The 24928-nt window shown below is 47.1% G+C and carries 22 protein-coding genes and 1 pseudogene; all 23 read right to left on the reverse strand.

The window, feature by feature from the left end; all coding sequences use genetic code 11:
- Positions 1 to 40: 40 nt before the first annotated feature.
- The 23 genes and pseudogenes from H9Q79_RS05455 to H9Q79_RS05565 all read right to left on the reverse strand — a co-directional run bounded on the left by H9Q79_RS05455 (position 41) and on the right by H9Q79_RS05565 (position 24921).
- Positions 41 to 1213 (reverse strand): aminotransferase class I/II-fold pyridoxal phosphate-dependent enzyme, encoded by a 1173-nt coding sequence (locus tag H9Q79_RS05455; protein ID WP_249329357.1) that lies wholly within the window; start codon positions 1211 to 1213, stop codon positions 41 to 43.
- A complete protein-coding gene (locus tag H9Q79_RS05460) occupies positions 1210 to 1692 on the reverse strand; it encodes an Lrp/AsnC family transcriptional regulator (protein ID WP_456341164.1) in 483 nt (160 codons plus the stop codon). The genes H9Q79_RS05455 and H9Q79_RS05460 overlap by 4 nt, the downstream gene beginning before the upstream one ends.
- A gap of 251 nt (positions 1693 to 1943) precedes the next feature.
- Positions 1944 to 4670, reverse strand: a complete 2727-nt coding sequence (locus tag H9Q79_RS05465) for a SpaA isopeptide-forming pilin-related protein (protein ID WP_249329358.1) — start codon at positions 4668 to 4670, stop codon at positions 1944 to 1946.
- 39 nt (positions 4671 to 4709) lie between these two features.
- Complete coding sequence (locus H9Q79_RS05470; protein WP_249329359.1) at positions 4710 to 5207, reverse strand: signal peptidase I; 498 nt, start codon at positions 5205 to 5207, stop codon at positions 4710 to 4712.
- Positions 5208 to 5226: 19 nt separating this feature from the next.
- The gene (locus H9Q79_RS05475; protein WP_118643622.1) at positions 5227 to 5754 is read right to left on the reverse strand and encodes a hypothetical protein; all 528 of its coding nucleotides are present in this window, start codon (positions 5752 to 5754) and stop codon (positions 5227 to 5229) included.
- A gap of 822 nt (positions 5755 to 6576) precedes the next feature.
- The gene (locus tag H9Q79_RS05480; protein ID WP_249329360.1) at positions 6577 to 7737 is read right to left on the reverse strand and encodes a 1-deoxy-D-xylulose-5-phosphate reductoisomerase; all 1161 of its coding nucleotides are present in this window, start codon (positions 7735 to 7737) and stop codon (positions 6577 to 6579) included.
- A 463-nt stretch (positions 7738 to 8200) separates the two neighbouring features.
- Positions 8201 to 8593: pseudogene (locus tag H9Q79_RS05485) on the reverse strand (peptidoglycan-binding protein); the annotation flags it as partial.
- Positions 8594 to 8867: 274 nt separating this feature from the next.
- Positions 8868 to 9935 carry a zinc ribbon domain-containing protein gene (locus tag H9Q79_RS05490; protein WP_118643618.1) on the reverse strand — a complete coding sequence of 356 codons (1068 nt, stop codon included), beginning with the start codon at positions 9933 to 9935 and terminating at the stop codon, positions 8868 to 8870.
- Positions 9936 to 10017: 82 nt separating this feature from the next.
- Complete coding sequence (locus tag H9Q79_RS05495) at positions 10018 to 11253, reverse strand: zinc ribbon domain-containing protein (RefSeq protein ID WP_118643616.1); 1236 nt, start codon at positions 11251 to 11253, stop codon at positions 10018 to 10020.
- A 21-nt stretch (positions 11254 to 11274) separates the two neighbouring features.
- Complete coding sequence (locus H9Q79_RS05500) at positions 11275 to 11856, reverse strand: hypothetical protein (protein WP_118643614.1); 582 nt, start codon at positions 11854 to 11856, stop codon at positions 11275 to 11277.
- Between the two features lie 121 nt (positions 11857 to 11977).
- Complete coding sequence (locus H9Q79_RS05505; RefSeq protein ID WP_249329361.1) at positions 11978 to 12763, reverse strand: zinc-ribbon domain-containing protein; 786 nt, start codon at positions 12761 to 12763, stop codon at positions 11978 to 11980.
- A 225-nt stretch (positions 12764 to 12988) separates the two neighbouring features.
- The gene (locus H9Q79_RS05510; RefSeq protein ID WP_249329362.1) at positions 12989 to 13609 is read right to left on the reverse strand and encodes a recombinase family protein; all 621 of its coding nucleotides are present in this window, start codon (positions 13607 to 13609) and stop codon (positions 12989 to 12991) included.
- Positions 13606 to 13836 carry a hypothetical protein gene (locus H9Q79_RS05515; RefSeq protein WP_118643608.1) on the reverse strand — a complete coding sequence of 77 codons (231 nt, stop codon included), beginning with the start codon at positions 13834 to 13836 and terminating at the stop codon, positions 13606 to 13608. The genes H9Q79_RS05510 and H9Q79_RS05515 overlap by 4 nt, the downstream gene beginning before the upstream one ends.
- A 1543-nt stretch (positions 13837 to 15379) precedes the next feature.
- A complete protein-coding gene (locus H9Q79_RS05520) occupies positions 15380 to 16654 on the reverse strand; it encodes a peptidoglycan-binding protein (protein ID WP_249329363.1) in 1275 nt (424 codons plus the stop codon).
- 113 nt (positions 16655 to 16767) lie between these two features.
- Entirely contained in the window at positions 16768 to 18054 is a 1287-nt protein-coding gene (gene rseP, locus H9Q79_RS05525) for an RIP metalloprotease RseP (protein ID WP_118643594.1), read from the reverse strand.
- A gap of 126 nt (positions 18055 to 18180) precedes the next feature.
- A complete protein-coding gene (locus H9Q79_RS05530) occupies positions 18181 to 18972 on the reverse strand; it encodes a phosphatidate cytidylyltransferase (protein WP_118643592.1) in 792 nt (263 codons plus the stop codon).
- Entirely contained in the window at positions 18963 to 19697 is a 735-nt protein-coding gene (uppS, locus tag H9Q79_RS05535; protein WP_118643590.1) for a polyprenyl diphosphate synthase, read from the reverse strand. Before uppS ends, H9Q79_RS05530 begins: the two co-directional genes overlap by 10 nt.
- Before the next feature lie 69 nt (positions 19698 to 19766).
- Positions 19767 to 20318, reverse strand: a complete 552-nt coding sequence (gene frr, locus H9Q79_RS05540) for a ribosome recycling factor (protein WP_118643588.1) — start codon at positions 20316 to 20318, stop codon at positions 19767 to 19769.
- Between the two features lie 48 nt (positions 20319 to 20366).
- On the reverse strand, positions 20367 to 21065 hold the full coding sequence (pyrH, locus tag H9Q79_RS05545; RefSeq protein ID WP_118643586.1) for a UMP kinase: 699 nt from the start codon (positions 21063 to 21065) through the stop codon (positions 20367 to 20369).
- A 117-nt stretch (positions 21066 to 21182) separates the two neighbouring features.
- Positions 21183 to 21626, reverse strand: a complete 444-nt coding sequence (locus tag H9Q79_RS05550; RefSeq protein ID WP_118643584.1) for a GNAT family N-acetyltransferase — start codon at positions 21624 to 21626, stop codon at positions 21183 to 21185.
- Positions 21627 to 21790: 164 nt separating this feature from the next.
- Complete coding sequence (locus H9Q79_RS05555) at positions 21791 to 23110, reverse strand: aspartate kinase (protein WP_118643763.1); 1320 nt, start codon at positions 23108 to 23110, stop codon at positions 21791 to 21793.
- 99 nt (positions 23111 to 23209) lie between these two features.
- Entirely contained in the window at positions 23210 to 24379 is a 1170-nt protein-coding gene (locus H9Q79_RS05560; protein ID WP_249329364.1) for an aminotransferase class I/II-fold pyridoxal phosphate-dependent enzyme, read from the reverse strand.
- Positions 24380 to 24384: 5 nt separating this feature from the next.
- On the reverse strand, positions 24385 to 24921 hold the full coding sequence (locus H9Q79_RS05565; RefSeq protein ID WP_118643582.1) for a DUF5662 family protein: 537 nt from the start codon (positions 24919 to 24921) through the stop codon (positions 24385 to 24387).
- Positions 24922 to 24928 lie beyond the last annotated feature (7 nt).

Below are 24928 nucleotides of genomic sequence, written 5' to 3' on the forward strand. Positions count from 1 at the left end.
CCCGGATGACAGCTGTGGATGCACCAAAGATTCTGTATGTTTATTTTCTTTTTTTCCTCAGGTTCAGAATAAAATGCTCCAGCCGCTTGGTAGCGCGCTTCAGTTCTTCAATAGAATACGCGTAGGATACCCGGATATATCCTTCTCCACAGGCGCCAAAAGCATCGCCCGGGACAACTGCTACCTTCTCCTCCCTGAGCAGCTCAGTCGCAAACTCCTCGGAGCTCATGCCAAATTCACTGATATTCGGAAATACGTAAAAGGCTCCGTAAGGCTCAAAGCATGGCAGTCCGACGTTCCGGAAAAAATTCATCAGGAAACGCCTGCGCTGGTTATAAGAATCCCGCATGGCCCGCACATCCTCTTCTGAATTCTTCAAAGCGTCGATAGCCGCATACTGGCTCACTGTGGGCGCAGACATGATCCCGAACTGATGGATCTTCACCATCTGTTCAATGATTTCCGCATTGCCCATCGCATATCCCAGCCTCCAGCCGGTCATGGCAAATGCCTTTGAAAATCCGTTGATGACGATTGTCCGTTCCTTCATATCCGGAAGAGATGCAATGCTCACATGAGGCTCTTTGTAAGTCAGCTCGCTGTAAATCTCATCTGAGAGAACCAGCAGATCGTGTTCTTTCACCACCTCTGCTATCGCTTCCAGATCCTCACGCTCCATAATCGCTCCCGTGGGATTGTTTGGATAAGAAATCATCAGAACCTTTGTCCTCTCCGTCAGCACCGCTTCCAGCTCTTCTCTCTGAAGCCGGAAGGCATTTTCCTCCTTCAGCTCAATGGGCACTGGAACACCGTCGGCCATGACGACGCAGGGCAGATAGGACACGAAGCTAGGCTCTATATAGGCAACCTCATCTCCGGGATTCAGCAGTGCCCGGAACGCGGCGTCAATCGCCTCACTTCCTCCCACTGTCAGGAAGATCTCACTGGCCGGGTCATAACTGATTCCCGTCTTCCTTTTCGTATAGTTACTGATTTCCTGACGCAGCTCCATTAGGCCTGAATTGGAGGTGTAAAAGGTCTTGCCGTTCTTCAGCGCTCTAATTCCTTCCTCCCTGATGTGCCAGGGGGTATCAAAATCCGGTTCTCCTACCCCCAGAGAAATTACGTCAGGAATCTCATTCGCCACATCAAAAAATTTACGGATGCCTGACGGCTTGATATTTAATACTTTTCTGGATAGTTTCTCTCTCATGGTGTGATCACCATTCTTTCATCTCTTTTAGAACCATCCAGCATAACGCCCAGCTCCTTATACTTTGTCAGGGTAAAGTGTGTGGTCGTGCTCTGCACTTCATGCATGGAAGCCAGCTTTTCAGAAACGAACATCGCCACTTCCTTCAGCGTCTTTCCCCGCACCGTCACCAGAAAATCATAAGAACCGGACAGCAGATAGAGTGACTCCACCTGCGGATAGGCTGAAATCTGCGCAGCGATCTTCTCATATCCTTCACCTCCCTGGGGAGTGACTCTCAGTTCGATCAAAGCTGTGATATCATCTTCTTTTTCTCTTCCCCAGTTGATCAGAGTCCGGTAGCCGCAGATAATATGCCTTTCTTCCAGCTCATGAATGGTATCCTGGACATCCGCCTCATCCGTACCCAGCATCACCGCCAGGTCCTCCGTGCCCAAAAGGGCGTTTGTTTCTATAATCTTCAATAATTGTTCCCGCATTTTCGCATCCATACTGATCTCTCCTGTCTTTCTGATTCGCTTTGCCGTGCCTGCCCTGCGGTGCATCTGTCCGAAGAGCCTTCCTGTATATAAAGATAGCCGCGTTCCCGGCAGACCGCCTGAACACAGCCATCCTTAAATTGATTATACCCCAGGGTTCCGCGCAATGCAACCCTTCCGCCGCCTTGTGCTACTTCTGCTTTCCCCCGGCCACATCCTCGATTTTAAAGCTCACTTCGCCTTCCCCCAGGCTAAATGTAATTCTGCAGGGTACTCTCGGCTATGACATTCTGCACCAGGCTGTTGTGCCCCAGCCATCCGTCATTTACTTTCTTATTTCTGAAAATAACTTCTGTTCCCCTTGGTTTTTCTGCCAGGTTTACTACCGCACAGCCTGCATAGCAGCAGCTGTCTCCGCCAGTTTCCATCACCTGTACGTGGGCACCGTTTCCGCTTATCGAATCCAGACAATACCGGCTTACCTTTACCTCTTCTACACGGTAGCTCCTGCTGATCGGAATCCTTTCAAAAGTATAAGAAAGTATGACTTCTCCCGTATCTAATGTGTTTCTTTCCACATCCTCTCTGTTAAAACAAAAAACGTGGGTAAAAGTACATATATTCCCTCCCACAGTTGTACCTGTTACCCGAATCAGAAAGACTGGATTGCCGTGATCCCAGTGGATTTCATCCGCTGCAACCGATTTTGATACCGTTAAGTCCCCGGTCAGAACTTCAATCGTCTGTTCAGGATCCTGAAGCTCTTCGTGACGGGTCAGCTCAATTCCTTTGCGGTATAGTTCTTCAGTAATCACAACATTCAGCCCTTCCAGCTCTGCCGCATTCAGTGAAAAAACCAGTTCTACCTCTCCCTGGTCTGTTGCCGGCGTAAAACTCTTTTCCACAGCCAGAAGTTTCCCGTCCTGTTCTATGATCTGCCCCGTTTCAGAGTTCCGCATATAGCCCTTTAGCGTATATTCCCGCCCAGCTGTCAGATTTTTGTAATAGAAGACGTCTCTGATCAGTGGGTTCTCTATATCAGTTATCGTCTTTGACCCATCCAATCCGGCTGATGCTTTGGTATCCGTCAGAATTGTCCTGTTTCTGATCTCTCCGGCGTTCACTGAAATTCCATTCTCTGTGACCGTTATTTCAAATTCCGCAAGATCCTTTCCATAATTTTCCTCACATGGCAATTCTTCTACCAGATAGCTATCATAAATCAACGCGCCTTTCGCGTCTTCCGGAGCGGACGCTCCAAACCAGATACCGTCTGTACTGTTCTGTCCTTCGTTTGTATTCCTGGTATGCAGGCGCCTGGCGGCAGCCGTACTGACCGATCCCTGTTCATCACTGATCAACCTATGGCTTTCACCTGTACTTCTGGATGTAATACGAAATCCAATCCCCGCCATTGGTTCCTCATTGTCATCATTTAACTTTACAAACTCCAGATCACCGCGTATGACCTGATCCTCCGCCATAAAATTTTCACAATTTGGAAGTCCGTCCGTTACAGTTGAACCGGAGTTCTGTACCGTGTTGGCAACATACATTTCATCATCCAGCAAGTATCCCGCCGGAGCCTTCGTTTCCTGAATGGTGAGAGTTCCCAGCGGCAGAGCCGCCTGCCCCGACGAGGGCTCAGTGAGCAGCGCATCGCCCGAGATCCTATGCGGTTCATCCAGTATCACCCGGCCCGAAGCATCTGTCTTAAAAACCCATGTATATTTAGGATTCCAGCCGGATTCTGCCGGATCGGTCTTTGTATACGTATCATAGTATTTCACTGTATATTCTACACCCTCGAGCGTTGCACCGCCCTGCGCCGTTCCTGTTTCAGAATCCCCTTTCACCAGCAGGAGGGTAACCGGATCATTGCATGGAATATCCTCGGCTGCAAACGATGTGACCATATTTGCATGGATCATCACTGTGTGTCTGTTCATGTCTCCTAAATAACCCCTGGGGGCTTTCGTTTCCAAAATTTCATAGCTCCCGGCTTCCAGATTCTCCAGTTTTCCATATCCATCCGCATTGGTTGTAATTATACCGGCAATTTCATCTGTCCCTGGCCGGTAGATCGTATATTCAGCATTTTCCAGCGTGTAACAGGAATTATCTCCGCTGATCCGCGGTTCAGAAGAGGATTTCTGAAGCTCTAAAACACCCTTTGGATGCTCCACAGCTTTAAAGACGCCGCACTTCTGCCCGGTATGGTTATCCAGCACCTTGCAGTATCCCGTATAATTTTCTTTATTCGCAGCCGCCCAGGAAATGGAATTCTGAACAAAAGCATAGGCAAAATTAAGATCCCCGTTATGGGATACCGTATATGGCGCCACATAGTTTGACTGTGAGCTGTATGCCCGGTACCCGTGATTTTCCCGGACCGTCCAAACAGCGCATTGCTGGAGGAAAAACAGATCGGTCTTGTTATAACCGATTTCGTCAAAATGCTCTTCCATATACCTGCACGATAATGCACATTCAGTAATCACATCCTGGCTCAGATAATTCAACCCGTCATAAACCTCCGCCAGAACTGAATTGTTATAATCTATGTCTGCTTCAATACAAAAATATGGTATGCCATCCTGTGTGCCCATCACACCCTCATTCCAGGAATCCAGAAGCGAATTATCACCGTTTTTCAGCGCAAAGATATATTGCCGTTCCCCATAGCCAAACGCATTCGTCAAGCCCCACATCTGAACGGACTGGCCCAACGTGAGCTGGTCATAGGCATCTGCCGTATTGTAGGAACCGCTGAAAGCTGTTCTCTCTGTTATATCATCACCTGCTAAAGCTTCTTCCGTTAGAGTTTCCTTTGCCAGAGTTTCCTCCCCCTGCCCCGATTCAATTATTTTTGCTGCAGCTTCTCCCGCATATATTGCTGTTGGAGACTTCATAAGTGCGGCAAATATGAAAAAGGCGAAAAAAGATACAGCTATCCAAAGTTTTCTTTTATACTTCATATAGATTCCTCCTTATTTTTCTTGTCGAATCACGTATTATTATCTATTGTGTTTTTCCTTCCTGCTACCCGCTTTTTCCTTTGAAAGCATTCCTGCGATCAGCAGACAAACGATCCCCGTAAAGCATAAAATTTTACCCTTTCCCGACTGCACGGCCACGATTAAGTACCCCAGCGCCGGGACGGAGAACATTGCTTTTCCGATATAATTTCCTTCGGTAACTGAAATTCCATCGCTTAAATCATTGGCGTCCCCTTTCGTTTCCATTCCTTCCTCGGTTACCTGAATCACCCGGTGTAAAACCTGGCCTCCTCCGGATAACCGAAAAGCTGCAACATCTCCTTGCTTCATATCCTGATAAGACGCACGCACATTGACGAAACATAAGCTTCCCGTCTGAAGGGCTGGTTCCATCGAACCCGACCGTACCACATAAGGCCGAAATCCCATAAGTAACAGGACAGCCATCAATGAAAAAAACAGGGCGGCTGCAATTATCAATATATTGCCCGCCGCAGAACACAGCTTCCGGAACATTGTTTTTCTCCTTTCAACTTTATTTTCCCTGCAGCTTTTTAAAGGCATTTTGGGCGCAGTCCGCTCCGGGGCCCACGGCCTGTACTGACTCAAAATAAATATCTATCGTAATATCCGCAAGTCCGGCAGGCAGACCCGTCAAAAGCCTAATGCCGGTAAACAGCGGTTCTGTCTCGTCCCCCGGCTGCAACACATCCTTATAGTAGTAATAGCCGTCTGTCTCTGACAATTCCCATCCATTTCCTGAAATGCCAGAATTCCCGCCGGTTCTGTATTCCAGGTATTGCCCCGCCCTGCTGTCTGAAAGCGCAATGTACGCTCTCACATAGCTATCCACAGTACCCGTGTTTTTAGCTCTGGGCGTTTTGGAAGTAACGGCCCCGATTTCCGGAGTCTGAAACTCCTCCTTGGATATAATGATATTGCTTCCGAAACAAAACCCGTTGGATGCCGTATCGAAGTCCGTCAGATACGCCGCCGCATTCGCGGCCGTCATCAAAACGGCCGCTACAAACACAGCGGCAGTTAGCCATTTTCTTTTTTTCATTTCAATACCTCCTGGTTTTTATGTAAAATTGAGTGATAAACGATGGGGGACTTTTATAGAGGATGCGTCAACGAATGACAATGTGTGGAATTTCCATTTTAAGTGCCTCTTGCCTGAACAAGAAATATGGAAATAGCACACATCTCAGATAGAACACGAATTGTTACATTTGGAATTTGTATAATTTATAATTATTGAAGAAATTGAGTATAAAATAGAAGCTCACAAAATACAGGTACAGGAGACACCATAAGCTAATGCCCTGACCCAGCAGGGGTATCCGGCATATAAACAGAGTGGCTTAATGCCAATCAACGACTTAATACTGCTCATTTACAGAGAATTCATTTGAACCTAAAATTTACGAATCAATAGGGGATTAAATAAAAGATTATTATCATAGGACTAATTGAATAAAAGAGACGTCCGTAAATTTTCAGCTATAAAATTATGCGCTGCAACATACATAGTCCATAACTTTACCGGTCTGAAAACAGCTGCTGCTGAAGTTATAACTCTTATGTGTAATATGAATTTATTATACCATAATTACCAGGCTTCTGTACAGACCTATTTTTTCAATCTGTTCTATGCCCGGTCCTCCTGCCAGTTATATGAAATCTACAACATTGAATTGACAGTCACCAGGCACATATGAGCATAGAGCTGTACTTTTGGGGAACAAACTTGCCTGTCAGGCTTTCACCGGTTCCAACCACCCGGAGGCAGGAAATGATGACGAGAATCAAATTTTCCTCCTCCACTGACTCAAGAAAATAAGTAATATGCCCGTAAGCGTCTACGGTCCGTTAAAACTGGTACCTAAATCTGACTATGCCTGCTGATCCAGTGTTCTGTTATCCTCCATGTATCCTGCTCTACCGCCAGAATTTCATCTAATTGGGGCTCGTCTATCGCTCTATGGGCCGCCATAGCTTCTTCAATCAGCGTGTAAATATCTAAAAAACCGATTTTTCCATTCAGGTAGGCGTCAACCGCCCGTTCATTAGCTGCGTTAAACACCGTCAGCATTGAGCCACCGATCCGTGAAGCTTCTATCGCCAGAGGAAGCCCTCTGAAAGTTTCCATATCCGGAGCATCAAAGGTGATTTCTCGGAGCTTCTTAAAGTCTAGCCGTTCGCCATACCGATATTTCCTTTCAGGATAATACAGAGCGTACTGAATCGGAAGCTTCATATCCGGAGTACCCATCTGCGCTATCACCGCTCCATCCAAAAATTCTACCATGGAATGAATGATACTTGTCGGCTGTATAACTACTTCAATCTGATCCATAGCTACACCAAACAGCCACTTAGCCTCTATCACCTCAAGGCCTTTGTTCACCAGCGTAGCTGAATCAATCGTAATTTTTTTTCCCATCGCCCAGTTCGGATGCTTTAGCGCGTCCTTAGCAGTCACATGTTCCAGAAACGCACGGCTCTTTCCACGAAAAGGGCCGCCTGAAGCCGTTATTAAAAGCTTACTGACCGCTTTTTTTTCTTCTCCATGAAGCACTTGAAATACAGCACTGTGTTCACTGTCAACTGGAAGGATCTGCACGCCATATTTATCGGCTAGGGGCATAATCAGGTGACCAGCCGTTACCAGTGTCTCTTTATTCGCCAGAGCAATATCTTTTCCGGCTTGTATCGCCGCTACAGTCGGACGGATGCCAATCATTCCGACAACCGCCGTTACTACCAGACCAGCTTCCTCCATTTGTGCCAGTTCAAGCAATCCCTCCATGCCGTATGCAATCCTTATATCCATATCTGCAGCCTTTACTTTCAATTCTTCCGCAAGCTCTTTAGTCCCGGTAACAGCAAGCTTGGGCCGAAATTCCCGGATTTGCTTCTCAAGCAATCCGATATTGCTGTATGCACTGAGGCCTACAACCTCTATATCGCCACTGTCTCTGACAACCTCTAACGTTTGTGTACCAATAGATCCTGTAGATCCTAAAATAACTATTTTTTTCATCACATATCCCTTTCACCCTGTAAGGCCGGAAGAACGGCCACTACGGCTTTCCGCTGTCTCTTCACAATTGTCTCCGGCGTCAAACAGCCAGTCTGGTAACAATGATAGCATAAAATACGCCTGACATAAACATTTTAAGCAAAATTTATATTAATTTATAATATCCGAATATACTCTGTTTAGTCTTACATATTAAAAAATCATGTTCAAATCAAAATAACACCACATAATCTCAAGAACAGCAGAAGAGGCATGTCCTCCCCTTGAAACCATTAACTATTGGAAAAAAATTCTGTGCCTTCCTGATATCGATTCCTGAGCCTTGGAAGCACCCGGCAGTTATAGAGCCTGATGCTCTCCAAGAAAATAGAGGAGTCCCGGCAGCCGTTCGTCTGCCGGGACTCCTCTATTACGCGCTCGTCTCACTCTTATTTGTGATAAATCCTGATTCCAGACAATTTTCTTATTGCAATTCCGCGATTCTGGTCACCGCCACATAGATCTCTTGCACCTTATACCAGATCGGATAATCTACAATTCCGGATACCGGCAATCCGAACACCTCCTGAAATGCCTGGACCGCCTCCTTGGTAGCCTCTGAATAAACTCCGTCCACATTCACTGCAGGGATCGAAGAATAAACCTCCGCAATCGTGTTCAGCTGCTCCTGCAGCTGGCGCACCTTCGCCCCGGAAGCTCCGATATCCAGATCATAACCAGGCCAAGAGGCCGGAATGCCCGATATTTCTTCTGCCGTATTGATATACATATCCTGGCTGTAATAATTCCTCAGAATCTGAATCGCGCTGTACCCCTGATCACCCAGATACTTCGATCCCCACTGACTCATCCAACTTGTATCTACATACAAGTGTGGCATTCCATAATCATTTTACATGTACGGCATAGGTTGTGCCTGTTGCGACCAGAGAACCTTCTCCTGTGATAGCCAATTTTGACAAAACATTCTAAATTATCCCCCTTTGCCCGCGAATAAAAATCCGATGTATATTCCGTATAAGCATAGTCTTAATATGCCAATAATGGATAGTATTGACAATTCGTATTAATACCTGATTCTCTGAAATATCCCATATCCGCTACTCTACGAGCCGCTCGGATCCGACTTGTTATAATGCCTTGTCAGGCATAACTTTTCTAAGCGCTTCATAGATATCGCTTGTGTATGTCTTCGCTTTGCCAAAGGTCAAGCTCGAACCCATAACAACAAATTTAAAGGTTTTATCAGCGTCAATGGTGATCTCGGTTTTGCCGCTCTGCCTGAACGACCTGACACACTCCAGGGGTATCATCGCCCACGGTTTTCCATGTTCGTTGGCACTGGTAGCGGCATATGCTAACAGGCTGCTGTTCCTTGCGCCTCGCGACATTCTGCTTTCGGAAGAGATCAGAATCCTCTGCGTTGTTACTTTTATGTGTGCAAACGGCAGTTTTTCCGGTAATAAAAGAGATGTCTCTTTCCATGCAAGTACATCGCTCTCACCGGCAAGCGTATCCCATTTTTTCATGTCGTCGCCCATATAGACGGTAGTCTTTTTAGGTACATTTTGCTGCGGCTTCGTATCCTGACTGGCACTGCCAATCGGTTTGCCGCAATTTTGGCAAAATTGACTCCCGGAAGGTACCGGCGTACGGCAATTCGTGCAGAGCGTAAACGTCTTTACTGAACTTGAAGATCCAAATTGGGAAGAAAAAGATTCCGCAAAATCTACTGGTTTTGATTCTTTTTTCTGAGCTATGTCTCCGCCGCAATAGAAGCAGAACCGGCTATCGGATGGGAGTAATTTATGGCACTCGGGACAAGAAATCATACTATATCCCTGACCCTTTGCCAGAGCGGTTTTCGTTTCTTCTGACTCCGCAGCTGCAAATGCCGCAGATGTATCCTGCTGAATACTCTGCTGAGCCTTTTCATGCGTGGTATCCTCCTGCACCTTTGGCTGGTTGTCGCTTTGTGTATTGCCCTGCAGTTCTTTCAATCTTCTTTGCAATGCAGCAATTTCTTCCTGCTTCTTGCGTTCTGCCTCCAAACGTTCCTGCTCCTGGCGCTGCTTTTCAAGCTCTGCCAATCGTATTGCTTCCTGCTGTTTTTTCTGTATCAGCATTTGCGCGCTTGAAATCACATGCTCAAGCTCCTCAATTGACATAGCGTCTAAGTTTTTTAAAAATTCATCCATCTTGTTATATGCCCCTTATGTACCTCATTTATTTTCCCCAAGAAAGAATCTACATGATTTTTTACCTTTTTTTCTTTAGATATCAATCCATATACGAGCGTTCATCCTGCTCTGTTATTTCGAATCCCTTATCTAACAAAAACTGCTCACATTCATCTGTCATCAAAAATCCATCTTGTACGGGGACACCAATGCATGACTCAACAAAAGCAACTGCATCGGGATTTCCTTCATCCAGACATCCAAAATCCATATAAGTCCAGAAAAAATCGCCCACCTCATAATCCTGTCTTTCCCCAATATTGATGATTTTTGACGAATCGCTCTCTCTGATTGCCTTCTCCAGCGTCATATATTTTGAAGTCATATCTGCATAGCTGTCTGAATCCGATTCAATGCCCATTTCAAATCTAACTTTACTAACATAAACAGAATCTTCCTCGTGATACATATCAATTGTGCAATAGTTTCCATTGGAATCTTTAAACTCAAAACGTTTATTTCCCGATCCGCAAACACCTCCGCCAGTAAAACCGAAACGATCCGTCACGTTAAAAGACGCTGTCACATAATCAATTTCTCCATCTTCCATTTCCAGTCCTAGAAGTGTTGCTGCCAGTTCTGCCACATTTTGATCTCTGTCCAAACAACTGAATACAAAGTCGATCCTGTAGCCACCGGATTTCGGTTCTTCAGAGATCTTTACCTGTGAAGAATTATCCAGATATAGCAAGCCATCTGTGGTTAATGTTTCCAATTGAACCCTAGCTTCTTCAGCCGCTTGTACAAAATTATCACCACCGGGAACATCCGCGCTGTAAATATGCCCCCGAATCAGATTCACCTTGCTATTCTTAAAATCAAAAGTGATCATGGATTTACCTGCGCTGCCAACGAGCCAGTCAGTTGACTCACCTGGATATCCGTCTGTGCTATTTTCTGTTGGAATACTCTCTGATAAATCATCATCCGCATTATCCTCTATAGAAGGGTTCTGGGGTTCATCAAATTCAAAATTGTCTGGAGTATCGAACGCAGTTGGTTGCTTTAATTTATTAGCGCCTGTGGCAAAATAACCAATTACGAAAGCCACTATTACAACAGCAATGCCGATAATAATTTTTGCAGCTCCGCTTTTCTTCATTCTCGGAGGCTGTGAAGTCTGCTGCACGGGTCTTGGATTTGCTGCCGAGTGCGTTTCTGCATTCGTTTGTTCTGATTTCGCATCCCGTGTGAAATCGCTGCTCTGAGATGAACCGCAATAATTACAGAATTTTATATTTTCAGGAATCTCTTTCCCGCAGTTTTGGCAAAACATTTTGTGCTGATCCTCCCGACGTTAATTTGAATCATCCAGCGAAATACCGCTTTCTAATAAATACTGCTCACATTCGCTTAACTTGAAATAGCCATTTGAAGCCGGCAAGCCCAAAAATTCAGCAATCAAAGCAACACTATCTGCATTATCCGAATCCAATTCCCCGAATGAAAAATAGCAGCGAACATAGCCATTATCTAATTTAACCTCACCATAGGAAAATTGCATAATATCTTCCGGCAAATTCATAGCTTTAACCTTTTCATCAAACGCAATATTGTCCGCTAACATACCATCATACTCCGTTGAACCTGTCGGTATCACGATTTCTCCAGTAACCTTTGCCACGTAATCCGAACCGTCCCGATACCACAATTCAATCCTAATCGCATCATTGTCGGCACGTTCCAATTTATATATTTTTTCTTTATTAACCTTGCCTTCCGCAGATACCTTTACATCGTCTCCATCTTCTTTGGCGGTGATCGTTTCACTATTTGCTGCATTTGAATCCTGCTTTGTGTCTGCGTTGGAAGCACTGCAGGCCGCTAAAGAAACGGTCATAGTAGCCGCAAGTAAAAGTGCTAAAATCCTTTTGTACATAAATATTCCCTCCTCTAAATAGTCGATCATCATTTTCAAACCGTATGTAAACAAACTATCGGTTTTGTACCTTTTCTTTTTTGTTTCTACAAAACATAATAGTTTACCCCCTTCCCTTAAATCATTCCAGCGTATAGCCAAAACCAGTCATTGCCGCTTCAGCAGTTTCTAAGGGTATTTCCCCACCTAAAGTTTCAAACCCTATAAATGCTGCTGCCAGTTCTGCCATATCCGTATCAGACGTTAATCCGGTAAAACTATATGTAAGATTGAATTTCTCTGGTGATTCCTGCACAAAAACAGATGAAGCAGGGCCAGCTCCTAATTCATCTAGATATGACTGGGCATTTTCTGCATCGCTTTTCAAATCATTAAGCATATTTGTATCAACAAGTGAGAGATCATTATAGGTTATGCTGCCTACGATAGAGGCAACAATATTATCTTCTGTATAATGAAAAGTTACCCACGCTTCTCCAATTTCATTGCTGAAACGAAATGTTTCTTTCGCCAGCTCTTTTGCTCCTACAATGTTATCTTCTGATGAATCTTCCATCGCATCTTCATTAATCGACGGACTCGGAAGATCTACAGGATCATGAATTGTAGGGGGGGCAAATGCGGTTGGCTGCTTTAGTTTATTGGCTCCCGTAGCAAAATAACCGATTACAAATGCAACTGCAACGACTGCTATAGGGATGATAAATCTAAGAGTCCCTTTGCTTTTCTTCTTCGGCGGGCGGGGTTCAGCATGCATAGGTTGTGAATCCACCGTTGATTGCTGTGCCTCATTCGTCTGATAAAACGATTGCGTATCTTGCGAAGAACTAACATTTTGAGCCGCTCCGCAGTGATTGCAAAAATTAATGCCGTTTGGAATTTCCTTTCCACAGTTTCTGCAAAACATACTTTTTCTTCCTCCCTCTGCTATTTATTGTCCAGACTATTGTCAAAAGGTCTACTTTTTGATAATAGTTATCTGACAGTGGCCCTGCATTTCTCATCAGAAAAAGCTCGCCGAGTGGCCCTTGAAATCCGTAAAATTCCTTGAATCCAAGGCCGTTTTGGTGTATAATGGAAAATTGTAAAGGCCTGTCAAAAAGTAGACTTTTTGACAGCTCATTTTATAGCGTCAGCCTTGCTTTCCGTCCCGTAGAAGCCGGTATTCCCGCAGCCTGCGGTAAAAGGTCGATTCGCTTATATCACACCGTTTCAGGACTTCCGAAAAAGAAATCTTCTTTTGTTCCCATATTCTGATGAGTTTCCCAAAATCCTCCGGCACAGCCTTTTCCGGCCTGCCGAACTTCACACCCTTTGCCTTTGCGACAGCAATGCCCTCCGCCTGTCGCTTTTTGATATTCTCCCGTTCGCTCTGCGCCACAAAGGACAGGATCTGCAGCACAAGGTCTGCGATAAAGGTTCCCATCAGGTCTTTGCCATTCCGAGTATCCAATAGCGGCATGTCCAGCACGCAGATGTCGATTTCTTTCTCCTGCGCCAGCAGCCTCCACTGTTCCTGGATTTCTTTGTAATTCCGCCCCAATCGGTCGATGCTGAGAACATACAAAAGATCCCCGGCTTTCAGCTTTTTCATCAGCTTTTTGTAGCTGAGGCGGTCAAAGTCCTTGCCGGACTGTTTGTCCACGAAAATATTTTTTTCGGGAACCGGCACTTCCCGCAGAGCGACCATCTGGCGGTCCTCATTCTGGTCTGTACTGGATACCCGTACATAACCATAAATATTCATGTTCATTCCCCCTTTCGCTTACCGTTAAATTCATAAAAGGAGAACGGGAACGGCGCTTTACCGATCCTGTTCATAATATCTGTTTTTTCTGCCGCTGTGCCTGCGTCTTTCTCTTTCCGGCACAAAAATTCCCGGGCAGAATGTGTTTCCATCACCTCACGAAGCAGATTTGTCACATCCCGTTTGCTGTCGAACATCATCAGATCATATTTCTCGCCATAAGCAGCCTGCATGCATGAATCTGCTAAACATTCCCTTCATGGTGTGCAACAGCATCGCCCTTCTCGGCATGAACTTGATCCCTCTCCTCACCGACCTATTTTAATCTTTCAAAAGAAGTAAGCAATGCAAGGTATCCCTAACTCTATCACGGAATGGCCCAAGTTCCTTTTGGTTAAGTGTATCACGGGGCTTATCCAATTTTCCACCACCGACGTGCTGAACAATATACAAGCCCAGCTTGACGCAATGGATCTGGGATCGCTCCTTAGGATTTTCATTTAATCCTTCTTCGTACAGTTCACCATGACGAAACTAAATATCGTCATGGTGAACTGTACAAAGAAGGATGATTGAGATTTACTTAATAGCGTGCGACGCTTGAAACGCTCAAACCGTGGCTATACGAGAGTATCATTATCACCAAGAACAGGTCATGGCGTATCTGCTTCAACGGCTCGATGTCTGCCAAAGGTATTAAACTGCTTTATTCATTTGTCAAGGAGCACCGAAAGAAAAAAATTATCAATTTTTTTCTTTCAAACCAACACTCGACACGAAAGCATGATTTGTGTCATTTTTTAGAAAAACTTTAGAAATTTCTTTTTCCGTTGTGTATAAGACAAGAAATACCATTTTGTTAAGCATTGATGAAAATAATTAAAACAATTTCTTTCTTCCACTTAACAACCATTTTTAGAGACTTTCTTCTTTTTACTTCATACAGGGAATGAAAACTTCGATTTGTGTCATATTTCAAAAAGTTTTTATTATTCATTCTTCAATTTCTCCAATCCAAAAAGGCAACTACCATCTTTGATAATTGTCTGTATAAAGCCACAAAAAAGACAGTCACTCAATAAGAATCAACTGTCTTTCATGCTTCCATATTCAGTTTTTCATAGTGATATTGGCATAGAAAATATCACGCCCTGTCAAAACAGGTTTGCTTTGTAAATACAGCGTTTTCCGCCTGTCATGATATACAGTTTCCAATTTTTTGCGCCCCCTTGTCAGATAACGGGGCGGAATTTACAAATCGTTTTACGTCTCACCGGGACAAGCCGACGCTCTTTCAAAAACACCTGGAAACGCACGGGATCAGCCACAAGGTTATCCGCCCCCTTACCCCTCGTCATAACGGGAAGGCAGAGTGCCTCCATCGAAAAGATACTTTCATAAAAGTTTCCCAAACCATATCATTCTCCTGCAGAGCTGGTATTTGATCTTTTATTCTTATAATTTGCTTTATTTCATCAGTAATATTAATCTCCATGGTGCCTCTCGGATATCTGAACCTCCGTCTATAGACACACTATAATATCTCTTTACCGCAGATATCTTTTCATGTGCAGATATTTTACTTTTTAGCATAGAAAATACTCCCTCCCAAGTATCAAGTATTTTTATTATTTCACTTGTCTACCTAGAAGGGAGCATATCATCCCGACAGCCCCTTCCCAAAAATAACTCTATGCTGTTTTATTGAGCCGCCTCTCATTGACAGTCTTTAATGTTATGCCCGTTCAGCCACATGCTGTCGATCCGGCAGACGGATCACAGCAGCTCCGCAATTCTCGTCACTGCCACATAGATTTCCTGCACCTTATACCAGGTCGGATAATCTACAATTCCGGATGCCGGCAATCCGAACACCTCCTGAAATGCCTGGACCGCCTCCTTGGTAGCCTCTGAATAAACTCCGTCCACATTCACTGCAGGGATCGAAGAATAAACCTCCGCAATCGTGTTCAGCTGCTCCTGCAGCTGGCGCACCTTCGCCCCGGAAGCTCCGATATCCAGATCATAACCAGGCCAGGAGGCCGGAATGCCCGATATTTCTTCTGCCGTATTGATATACATATCCTGGCCGTAATAATTCCTTAGAATCTGAATCGCGCTGTACCCCTGATCACCCAGATACTTCGATCCCCACTGACTCATCCAGTTCGGGCACTGCACCCTCTGACCGTCGCAGTATTGGGTCAGAATCGGCTGTTTCACATTCGGCCTCGACAAATAATCGGCGAATATCTCATCAACCACATAAGAAATACTGTCAAAGATATTCCTGCCATGCATCCATTTGTGATCATACGCTGTGGAAGATGTGATCGTAAAGTCATACCCTTTGTTCCGGTACCACTCCGTATAGACCCGGTTCAGAGTAAACGACATGATCGCCAGGACATTGGCCTCAATCGTAGCCAGCGGCCATGTGGCATAAATCTCGCTGCTAGCAACATTCTTAATATAATCCCGGTACCGGACATAATAATCCTGAGCCGTTGAATCGGATGGCGCGCCATCATGAACTACCACATATTCCGGAACCACCACCCGGCTCAGCACGATCTCCCCGCTCTCGTCCATGGGCTTGATCTCATCCTCCGGTATCTTCTCCGGATATTCCCCATACAGGGTGTGCGCAGGTATCACGATATCTTCATACGGCTCCTCCGGCGTCAAAGGAACCAGCTGCACCGGCTGCCGGGACAGCTGTCCCGGCAAGAGCTCAGAACCTGAAACCTCGACGGGCGCAAATCCGGATGCGGTGATCCTGACCGTATATTCCGAATAAGGCTGGTTCATTCCAGGCTCCATGCTGTATTCCAGAGGTGGGGTCGGCAATTCTGCCATCGGCGTCCTGCCGTTGTTGTCCGTTCTCAGTTCTTCGATTGTTTGCTCAGGATTCCCGGTATAAGAAATGGAAACCCGGGCGTCTGCCACCGGCCTGTTTTGTATGCTCGTATTTACTATAATCTGCAGTTTTCCTCTGTCGACCTGATCCGACGGGTTTACCTCCGCTGTTCTGATCCAAGCGTCACTCATTCACTGCACCTGCTAAATTCCTTTTCTGCCCATTATATGCAGACAAACAATGAAATAACACAAATAAAAACAGAAGGCTTCCGAACAGCCCCATTTTTCCGGGATTGCGTAGCTTAAAATATCCGTCTCACATCGTTAAAGGCCACATACACCATTAGAACCATCAGCAGCACCAGCCCCGCAAAGTGGATCATGCCCTCAATATTCCTTTTCACCGGTTTTCGCCTGACCGCCTCGATCACCAAGAAGATCAGCCTTCCCCCATCCAGCGCCGGCAGCGGAAGCAGATTCATCACGCCCAGGTTGGCTGACAGCAGTATCAGCATATTCAGCATTGTCATGCTGGCGATTACGCCACCCTCGCTCTTCGTCTCTTCATAGACCTGGCCGATCGTATCCACCACTCCAATAGGCCCGGAAAGGTCATTGATGGAATATGTTCCGGTAATCAGACTTTTCAATGATTTCACAGTCAAATGGACCCAATAATTCATCTCCCCAAAACTGTATTTTAATGTGCTGACCGGAGACATCTTCTCACGGGCCAGGTTAAAGTTGAACCCCAGCGACGCATTCGTCTTTTCTGAAGGAGTCACCTCCGCCTCATACTCCAGCCCATCCCGTTCATAGGAAATTCGCAGTGTCTTTCCATCCATAGGATACTGCTCCCAATATTCCGCCAGATCGGCAGCGCTGGCAACCGCAGTGCCATTCACACCTGTGATCACATCCCCTGCCTGAAATCCGGCCTGCTCCATGGGATATCCCCGCATCAGCGAAGTGATCTCCACCTTATCACTGTCTGGATTATAGTAATAACCCAGCATCCACCGGGTCGTAGCCTCTGGAACATAGCTTACAGTATAAGATTTCCCGTCGCGCTTGTAGGTCAGTGTTACCGTATCCAGCGGCACTCCGTCCATATCTATGTCCGTATACAGTTCCCTCCCATTGGCGATACCGTTGCCCTCATACCGGGTGATGATATCTCCCGGCTGCAGGCCGGCCTCTGCCGCCGGAGACTGTTCTGTCACCTCTGTGACTCTGGCCGGGTCCGCACCTACGACGCTGATGACCACAACCGCCACCAGAAATGCCAGTATAAAATTGAAGACCGGCCCCGCTGCGATCACCGACATACGCCGCCAGACAGAAGCATTGTTAAAGCTCCCCTCCTGCGATTCATCTTCATCTTCTCCCAGCATGGAACAGGAGCCTCCGAAAGGCAAAAGCTTCAGCGCATAAGTCGTATCTCCCTTCGTGAAGGAAAGGAGCTTCGGTCCCATACCGATGGCAAACTCCGTCACTATAATATGGTTTGCCTTCGCCAGCAGAAAATGCCCCAGTTCATGAAATATAATCACTGCGCTCAGTATCAGAATCGCGATAACAAATTTCAATAATTACCACCTGCTTTCAATCCATTCATAAGTTGCCGTCTCTGCGCCTCATACCTGTTCCAGGACCAGGCGCTGAATATTGTAGTGCTGATTCATAGCATCTTCAATGATCCTGTATAATATTCCTCACATCAGAATAACGGACAGATAATAAATGACTGGCGCCGTAAATATCACGCTGTCAAACCGGTCCAGTATCCCACCGTGACCCGGTATCAGCTTTCCGTAATCCTTGATTTCCATATTTCTCTTGATCGCTGAAGCCGCAAGATCACCTACCATGGAGATCAAAGCCCCGATCCCGCAGATAACCGCATACTGCAAAAGCGGCCCCCTGGTGATCAACGCGTACAGCAGCCCCAGAATCACAGAACCTGTTACTCCACCCACTGCGCCTTCCACCGATTTCTTAGGGCTCAGGACAGGCGCCATCTTGTGTTTTCCAAAAAGCATTCCCGCGCAGTAGGCACACGTATCGCAGCCCCAGGAGCACAGGAAAATCAGCCATACATGGAAAGTCCCGCCCGGCAGCATTCTCGTCTGATAAATGCAGGCCAGCATCACTCCCACATATATGATTCCAAAAAAAGCCGCCATCACCTGATGGGCGTGGTAACGCGGATAGGCAAACACATAGACAAACATCAGAATCACCAGGCCCAGTATCACAGCCATCATCTGAAACGCGCCGAACATCAGGACAAGGCTCACATAGTACAGAATAATGCTGATGTAGCCCGCCAGCTCCAGAAGCCCAAAGGGCTTCTCTTCACGGACCTTCATGGCTCTGTACAGTTCCCCGGCTCCGATCAGGGACAGAGCAAGCATTGTAAAATACAACACCCAGCCGCCGCTGCATATGGTCAGAAGCGCCACTGCCACCAGAATGACGCCGCTGATTAATCTCGTTACAAACATGACGCTCCCTCCTCCGGCTTCTGTCCCTTCACGCCGCCGTACCGTCTGTCTCTCTCATTATATTTTTCAATAGCCTTGGCCAATTCCTTTTTATCAAAAGCAGGCCAGGGAACATCCGTAAAGTAGAATTCCGTATACGCCAGCTGCCAGAGCAGGAAATTCGACAACCGCTGCTCCCCGCTGGTGCGGATCAGCAGATCAGGGTCAGGTATCCCGGCCGTATCCAGATAGGAGTCAAACGTCTCTTCGCTGACCTTCCCCTCCGGCACCTTCCCCTGACGGGCATCCTCCGCCAGCCGGGTCACCGCCCGGAGGATCTCATCCCTGCCTCCATAATTCAGGGCGATCTGAAAAAACATTTTGTCGTAATCCCTGGACATATCCTCCAGTTCACAGATGCTTCTCTGTATATCCGGCTCCAGCCCCCCCGGATCACCTATGATCTTCACCCGCATCTGGTTCTTCTTCGCACTTCTCTCACAACGCTTCAGATACCTTCGGAATAAGTTCATCAATACCTTAATCTCTTCCTGGGATCTCTTCCAGTTCTCCGTGGAAAAGGCATAGACGGTCAGATAGCGGACCCCCATCTCACAGATAGTATTGCACATCTTCTCCAGATTGTCACAGCCCACTACATGGCCATAGCTTCTGGGCATCCCCTTATTTTTCGCCCAGCGTCCGTTCCCATCCAGTATAATCGCAATATGATTTGGTAACTTCATGAAATATCTCCTCATTTCCCGATACGCAAAGAGAGGCTGTTACAATCCCTGCAACAGCCCCCTCAGGCTTTATACCGTTAAAATCTCTTTGGATTTCTCTTCTATTGTCTTATCCACATCTTTGATATATTTGTCCGTCAGCTTCTGGACTTCCTCGCCAAGCTTCTTGATCTCATCCTCAGATACGTCTTCCTTCTCCAGCTTCTTAAACGCGTCATTGGCATCCCGGCGGATGTTGCGGATCGCAACCTTCGCTGCCTCACCTTTCTTCTTCACATCCTTCACCAGCTCTTTTCTGCGCTCCTCCGTCAGTTCCGGGAATACCAGGCGGATGACCTTGCCGTCCGTGTTGGGATTAATGCCCAGATCCGACGTCTGGATCGCTTTTGTGATCTCCTTAATCAATGAAGACTCCCAGGGCTGGATCTGTATCATCCGGGCCTCCGGAACGGTGATATTGGCCACCTGCTGGAGGGAAGTTGCCACCCCGTAATAATCCACCATGATCCTGTCCAGAACATGAGGATTGGCGCGTCCGGCCCGGATCGTGCCCAGTTCGCTGTTCAGGTTCGCGATGGTTTTCGTCATTTTCGTGTCATACATCTGAATTCTCTCGTTCATTGCTGTAAAATCCTCCTTATACGCTCTCCCTTAATCTGCCTCTGTATATTATTCTACCGTTACCCTGGTTCCTGTGATGATGCCATGTGCGGCATTCACAATGCTGTCCTTCTCATTCAGCCCGAAGACGATCATTGGCATCTTGTTCTCCATGCACATGATGGAAGCTGTCAGATCCACAACCTTCAGCTGCCTGTCGATGACTTCCTGTATGGATACCTCCGGATATTTCCTGGCATCAGGATGATCCTTCGGATCACAGTCATAGACTCCGTCCACAGCCTTCGCCAGCAGAATCGTGTCAGCCTCGATCTCTATGGCCCGAAGAACGGTGCTGGTATCTGTTGAAAAATACGGATGACCGGTACCACCCGCGAAAAACACCACCATATTATGAGCGAAATATTTATTCGTGCGGTCCTTTGAAAACATCTTCGTGAATTCCCCGCACGCGAAAGGAGTCAGAATCGATGTCATCATCCCCTGTGAACGGAATATCTCTGACACATAGATACAGTTCATGACCGTCGCCAGCATTCCGATCTGGTCCGCCTTTGTGCGGTCAATATTCTTGCTCGTTCTGCCTCTCCAGAAATTGCCGCCGCCGATAACAATTCCGATCTGGATACCCTCATCCACCAGAGTCTTCACCTGCTTCGCCACTTCTGTCACAACAGCTTCATCGAATCCGGTCTTTTTCTCTCCCGCCAGCGCTTCACCGCTCAGTTTTAATAATACTCTTTTCATCGGGCTTTCCTCACTCATGTTTATTCTATTACGTATCAGTCAGCATCTGCGCATTCGCACTGCTTACGTGAACAGTATATCATATTTTGCTGGAAATGTAAGGGGGATTTTGCAATTTCACAGGTCCTTCACCATTTGCCCGTAATTGATAAAATGATACCCCATTCTCTCATAGAGGCGGGCCGCCGCCTGGTTGCTGTCCGTCACTTCCAGCCGAAAACGCCTAACCTCAGGATACTCTTTTTCCATCCACTGCAGGAACTCCGTTCCATAGCCCTTTCCTCTGGCTTCCGGTGAAAAATAGATTTCCTCTAGCATCATATTCACACCGCCCACCTCGCAGGCAAAATATTTGCTCAGATAAGCAAATCCCACAATTCCGGACTCATCCTCCAGCGCAAAGCCCTCCAGCAGAGTGCCGTCCTCCACCGCCGCGTGAAAGCTCCGTCTCACATTCTCAATCGGAACCGGATGATCCACCGCATCGCTCTGATAAAATCCGTATACCATAGGAACAATCACTGCTTCATCATCGGGCGTCATTTTCCTTATTGTTAACATGATTAATCTCCTTAATACTACGTTTTGAATTTGACGGATACGCTGGTATCCATTCAGCCTGACCCGCAAACAGAAAACCGGCGGCACCCCGGCAGTCTTCCATCCGATCCGGACAGACTGCCGGGTTACCGCCGATTTTCGTCCGGGTATCCTGCACCCGCCGGTTATATCTGTGCAGTCACAAAGATATCGTAAATTGCCTGTATCGCTGTCTCAAAATCACGGTTTTCCACGCCGATAATGATATTCAGTTCTGAGGAACCCTGGTCGATCATCTTGACGTTCACATGGGCGTGGGCCAGCGCTGAGAAGATTCTCCCGGCAGTACCTCGGGTGCGGCGCATTCCTCTTCCCACCACTGCAATCAGAGCCAGATCGGATTCCAGCTCAATCAGATCCGGCTGTACGGCCCGGTGCAGGCCAGCAATTACCTGCTGCTCCTTCGATTCAAACTCGCTCTGATGCACATAGACTGTAAAAGTATCGATTCCGGAGGGCGTATGCTCGAAAGAAAGCCCATTCTCCTCAAATACCTGCAGAACCTTTCTCCCAAACCCGATCTCTGAATTCATCATGGCTTTCTCGATGGTTATAGAGGCAAAGCCCTTCTTGCCGCCAATGCCGGTGATGGTATATTTGGGCTTGTTGCAGGTGCTCTCTACAATCATCGTTCCCGGATCCTCCGGACGGTTGGTATTCCTCACATTGATCGGAATCCCTTCCCGCCGCAGCGGGAAAATAGCATCCTCGTGAAGGACAGTCGCTCCCATATAGGAAAGCTCTCTCATTTCACGGTATGTGATTGTGGATATAGTCGCTGGATCTTTTACGATTCTGGGATCTGTCACCAGGAATCCGGATACATCTGTCCAATTCTCATAGAGATCCGCATGGACAGCTTTCGCCACCAGCGAACCCGTAATGTCGGAACCACCCCTGGAAAAAGTCTTCACGCTTCCATCCGGCTTCGCCCCGTAAAAGCCCGGGATCACCGCCTGTTGAAGCCCCTCCAGACGCTTTGACATCACCTCATCTGTCTTCTCCGCGTCAAAATTGCCATCCTCGTCAAAACAGATGACCTCTGCCGCATCCACGAATTCAAATCCCAGATACTCCGCCATGACAATGCCGTTCAGATATTCGCCGCGGGACGCCGCATAGTTCTCCCCGGCCTTATTTTGAAAGTTCTTCGCAATCTCTTCAAACTGCTCATCCATGGAAAGATTTAAGGATAAACCTTCAATAATCTCCATATAACGCGCTTTGATATTCTCCAAAGCCCCTCTGAAATCTTTCCCTTCCTCTGCCAGACGGTAGCATCCGTACAGCATGTCGGTCACCTTCGTGTCTCCGCCGAAACGTTTGCCCGGCGCGGAAGGCACCACATATCTTCTTGCCGCATCGCTGCGGATAATCTTTCCCACTTTCTGAAACTGTTCTGCGCTGGCGAGGGAACTTCCGCCAAATTTCACCACTTTTTTCATCATAAACGCATCTCCTCTTATCTCGCAATCCGTCCCATCAGACAGGTCTGCTACTAATTTATCTCAAAAAAGAAGCCCCGTCAACCCGAAATATGCGATTTATTGCTGAAAAATCCCACTTTTCCGCATATTTTCAATCGCTTCTCTCATCTCGGCCTCATCCTTAACCAGAGCGATCCGCACATAACCTTCACCAGAGCCGCCGAAGGCGCTGCCGGGCGTCACCAGGACTCCCGCCCGGGACAGAAGCGTTTTTACAAATTCTTCAGAGGAAGAGAAGCCGTCAGGAATCTTTGCCCAGACAAACATCGTGGCCGGACATCTGCCGATCTTCCATCCGATTTCTGTACAGCCGTCGCAGAAGCAATCCCTTCTTCTGCGGTAAGCTTCCCTGGTTGCCTCCACACAAGACTGGTCTCCCGTGATGGCCGCAATCGCAGCTTTTTGAACGGGAAGAAACATCCCATAATCCATATTGGATTTCAGCTTTGCCAGATTAGACACCACCTCCGCATTACCGATGCAGAATCCCACCCGGGCCCCGGCCAGGCCGTAGGTCTTTGAGAGTGAATTGAATTCCACCCCCACATCCTTAGCGCCCGGATGTGCGAGGAAACTGCCGGCAGGCTCCCGGTCAAAGACCAGCTCACTGTAGGCATTGTCATGCAGCACCAGAATATCATGCTTTTTGGCAAAAGCGACGCACTCATCATACCACCAGTCTGGCGCCATCGCCGTTGTGGGGTTGTTCGGATAGGAGACGACCATCAGCTTCGCCCGGTCTGCCACCTCATCGGGTATTTCGCTGAAATCGATCAGATAATCGTTCTCTCTCCGCAGGGGCATCGGATAAAGCTCCGCGCCTGCGATCACAGGGCCGTCGCCGAACACCGGATAACAGGGGTCCGGCACCAGCACTGTATCTCCTTCATCTATGACCGTCAGCGCGAAATGGGCAAGCCCTTCCTGGGAACCCAGAAGTGATACCACTTCCCTGTCCGGATCGATCTCCACGCCGTATCTCCTCCTGTACCAGTCCGCGACCGCCTGATGAAGCTCATCCATGTCTTTAATCGCATAGATATAATTCTTCCTGTCGGCGGCGGCCTCAACCAGAGCCTGGATCACCGCATCTGATGGAGGGATATTCGGCGTACCTACGCTCAGATCGATCACGCGCTTCCCCTCCTTCTCCATATCCCGCTTCATGTTCAGCAGGACGGTAAATATATTCTCTCCAAAGTGCTTCATTCGTTCTGAAAACCGCATTGTACTTAACCTTCCTTTAAAAACGTATCTTTTATATAGCGCAGCGTTTCTTTTTCCCCTTTGCCGGCCAGCATGCCCAGCAGCTGCTCTAACTGCGCCTTTGTCTGTTCGTGAACGAACCAGAGATGGTCTTTACCCTTCATATAATATTCATAGGGTGCCTGATCCGTATACCCCTTTCCCAGGTACGTCCTGGAAGCGCTGATCCGGTCCATGATCATCTCCGCCACATATTTTCTGGGCATCGGCACGCCCTGAATCACTGTATCACAGTTGATCCCATAGTCGATCCAATACTCAAAATGATGCTTGTTTCTTCCTTTATGGTGCAGCCAGGACAGGGATACCCCGGTGTCCTCTCTCTCCGCATTGTTTGGGCTTCTCGTCCCCTGCCAGTATTTCCTGCCCTTGGAAAATTCCGTCCAGGAATATTTCGACAGGTCATGGGTCAGGCCCTGCCAATAAAGGCCAATCCGAAAGCAATAACACATTACACGAAACCTGTGGCTGGTAATAGTCTTAAAATGCTGCCATCCGTACATGTATCAA

Origin of the sequence: Wansuia hejianensis (genome assembly GCF_014337215.1) — a bacterium.
Lineage (GTDB): Bacteria > Bacillota > Clostridia > Lachnospirales > Lachnospiraceae > Scatomonas > Scatomonas hejianensis.

What these genes read in the sequence shown, in the direction of transcription:
- H9Q79_RS05475 (WP_118643622.1), bottom strand. Translation starts at nt 5,754, where the DNA reads ATGAAAAAAAGAAAATGGCTAACTGCCGCTGTGTTTGTAGCGGCCGTT.
- H9Q79_RS05515 (WP_118643608.1), bottom strand. Translation starts at nt 13,836, where the DNA reads ATGCAGGCTGCTTATGGCGAGAAATATGATCTGATGATGTTCGACAGC.
- H9Q79_RS05460 (WP_456341164.1), bottom strand. Translation starts at nt 1,692, where the DNA reads ATGCGGGAACAATTATTGAAGATTATAGAAACAAACGCCCTTTTGGGC.
- uppS (WP_118643590.1), bottom strand. Translation starts at nt 19,697, where the DNA reads ATGAAGTTACCAAATCATATTGCGATTATACTGGATGGGAACGGACGC.
- H9Q79_RS05455 (WP_249329357.1), bottom strand. Translation starts at nt 1,213, where the DNA reads ATGAGAGAGAAACTATCCAGAAAAGTATTAAATATCAAGCCGTCAGGC.
- H9Q79_RS05490 (WP_118643618.1), bottom strand. Translation starts at nt 9,935, where the DNA reads ATGGATGAATTTTTAAAAAACTTAGACGCTATGTCAATTGAGGAGCTT.
- H9Q79_RS05520 (WP_249329363.1), bottom strand. Translation starts at nt 16,654, where the DNA reads ATGAGTGACGCTTGGATCAGAACAGCGGAGGTAAACCCGTCGGATCAG.
- H9Q79_RS05560 (WP_249329364.1), bottom strand. Translation starts at nt 24,379, where the DNA reads ATGCGGTTTTCAGAACGAATGAAGCACTTTGGAGAGAATATATTTACC.
- H9Q79_RS05505 (WP_249329361.1), bottom strand. Translation starts at nt 12,763, where the DNA reads ATGTTTTGCAGAAACTGTGGAAAGGAAATTCCAAACGGCATTAATTTT.
- pyrH (WP_118643586.1), bottom strand. Translation starts at nt 21,065, where the DNA reads ATGAAAAGAGTATTATTAAAACTGAGCGGTGAAGCGCTGGCGGGAGAG.
- H9Q79_RS05565 (WP_118643582.1), bottom strand. Translation starts at nt 24,921, where the DNA reads ATGTACGGATGGCAGCATTTTAAGACTATTACCAGCCACAGGTTTCGT.
- H9Q79_RS05550 (WP_118643584.1), bottom strand. Translation starts at nt 21,626, where the DNA reads ATGTTAACAATAAGGAAAATGACGCCCGATGATGAAGCAGTGATTGTT.
- H9Q79_RS05510 (WP_249329362.1), bottom strand. Translation starts at nt 13,609, where the DNA reads ATGAACATGAATATTTATGGTTATGTACGGGTATCCAGTACAGACCAG.
- H9Q79_RS05495 (WP_118643616.1), bottom strand. Translation starts at nt 11,253, where the DNA reads ATGTTTTGCCAAAACTGCGGGAAAGAGATTCCTGAAAATATAAAATTC.
- H9Q79_RS05470 (WP_249329359.1), bottom strand. Translation starts at nt 5,207, where the DNA reads ATGTTCCGGAAGCTGTGTTCTGCGGCGGGCAATATATTGATAATTGCA.
- H9Q79_RS05530 (WP_118643592.1), bottom strand. Translation starts at nt 18,972, where the DNA reads ATGTTTGTAACGAGATTAATCAGCGGCGTCATTCTGGTGGCAGTGGCG.
- frr (WP_118643588.1), bottom strand. Translation starts at nt 20,318, where the DNA reads ATGAACGAGAGAATTCAGATGTATGACACGAAAATGACGAAAACCATC.
- H9Q79_RS05500 (WP_118643614.1), bottom strand. Translation starts at nt 11,856, where the DNA reads ATGTACAAAAGGATTTTAGCACTTTTACTTGCGGCTACTATGACCGTT.
- H9Q79_RS05465 (WP_249329358.1), bottom strand. Translation starts at nt 4,670, where the DNA reads ATGAAGTATAAAAGAAAACTTTGGATAGCTGTATCTTTTTTCGCCTTT.
- H9Q79_RS05480 (WP_249329360.1), bottom strand. Translation starts at nt 7,737, where the DNA reads ATGAAAAAAATAGTTATTTTAGGATCTACAGGATCTATTGGTACACAA.
- H9Q79_RS05555 (WP_118643763.1), bottom strand. Translation starts at nt 23,110, where the DNA reads ATGAAAAAAGTGGTGAAATTTGGCGGAAGTTCCCTCGCCAGCGCAGAA.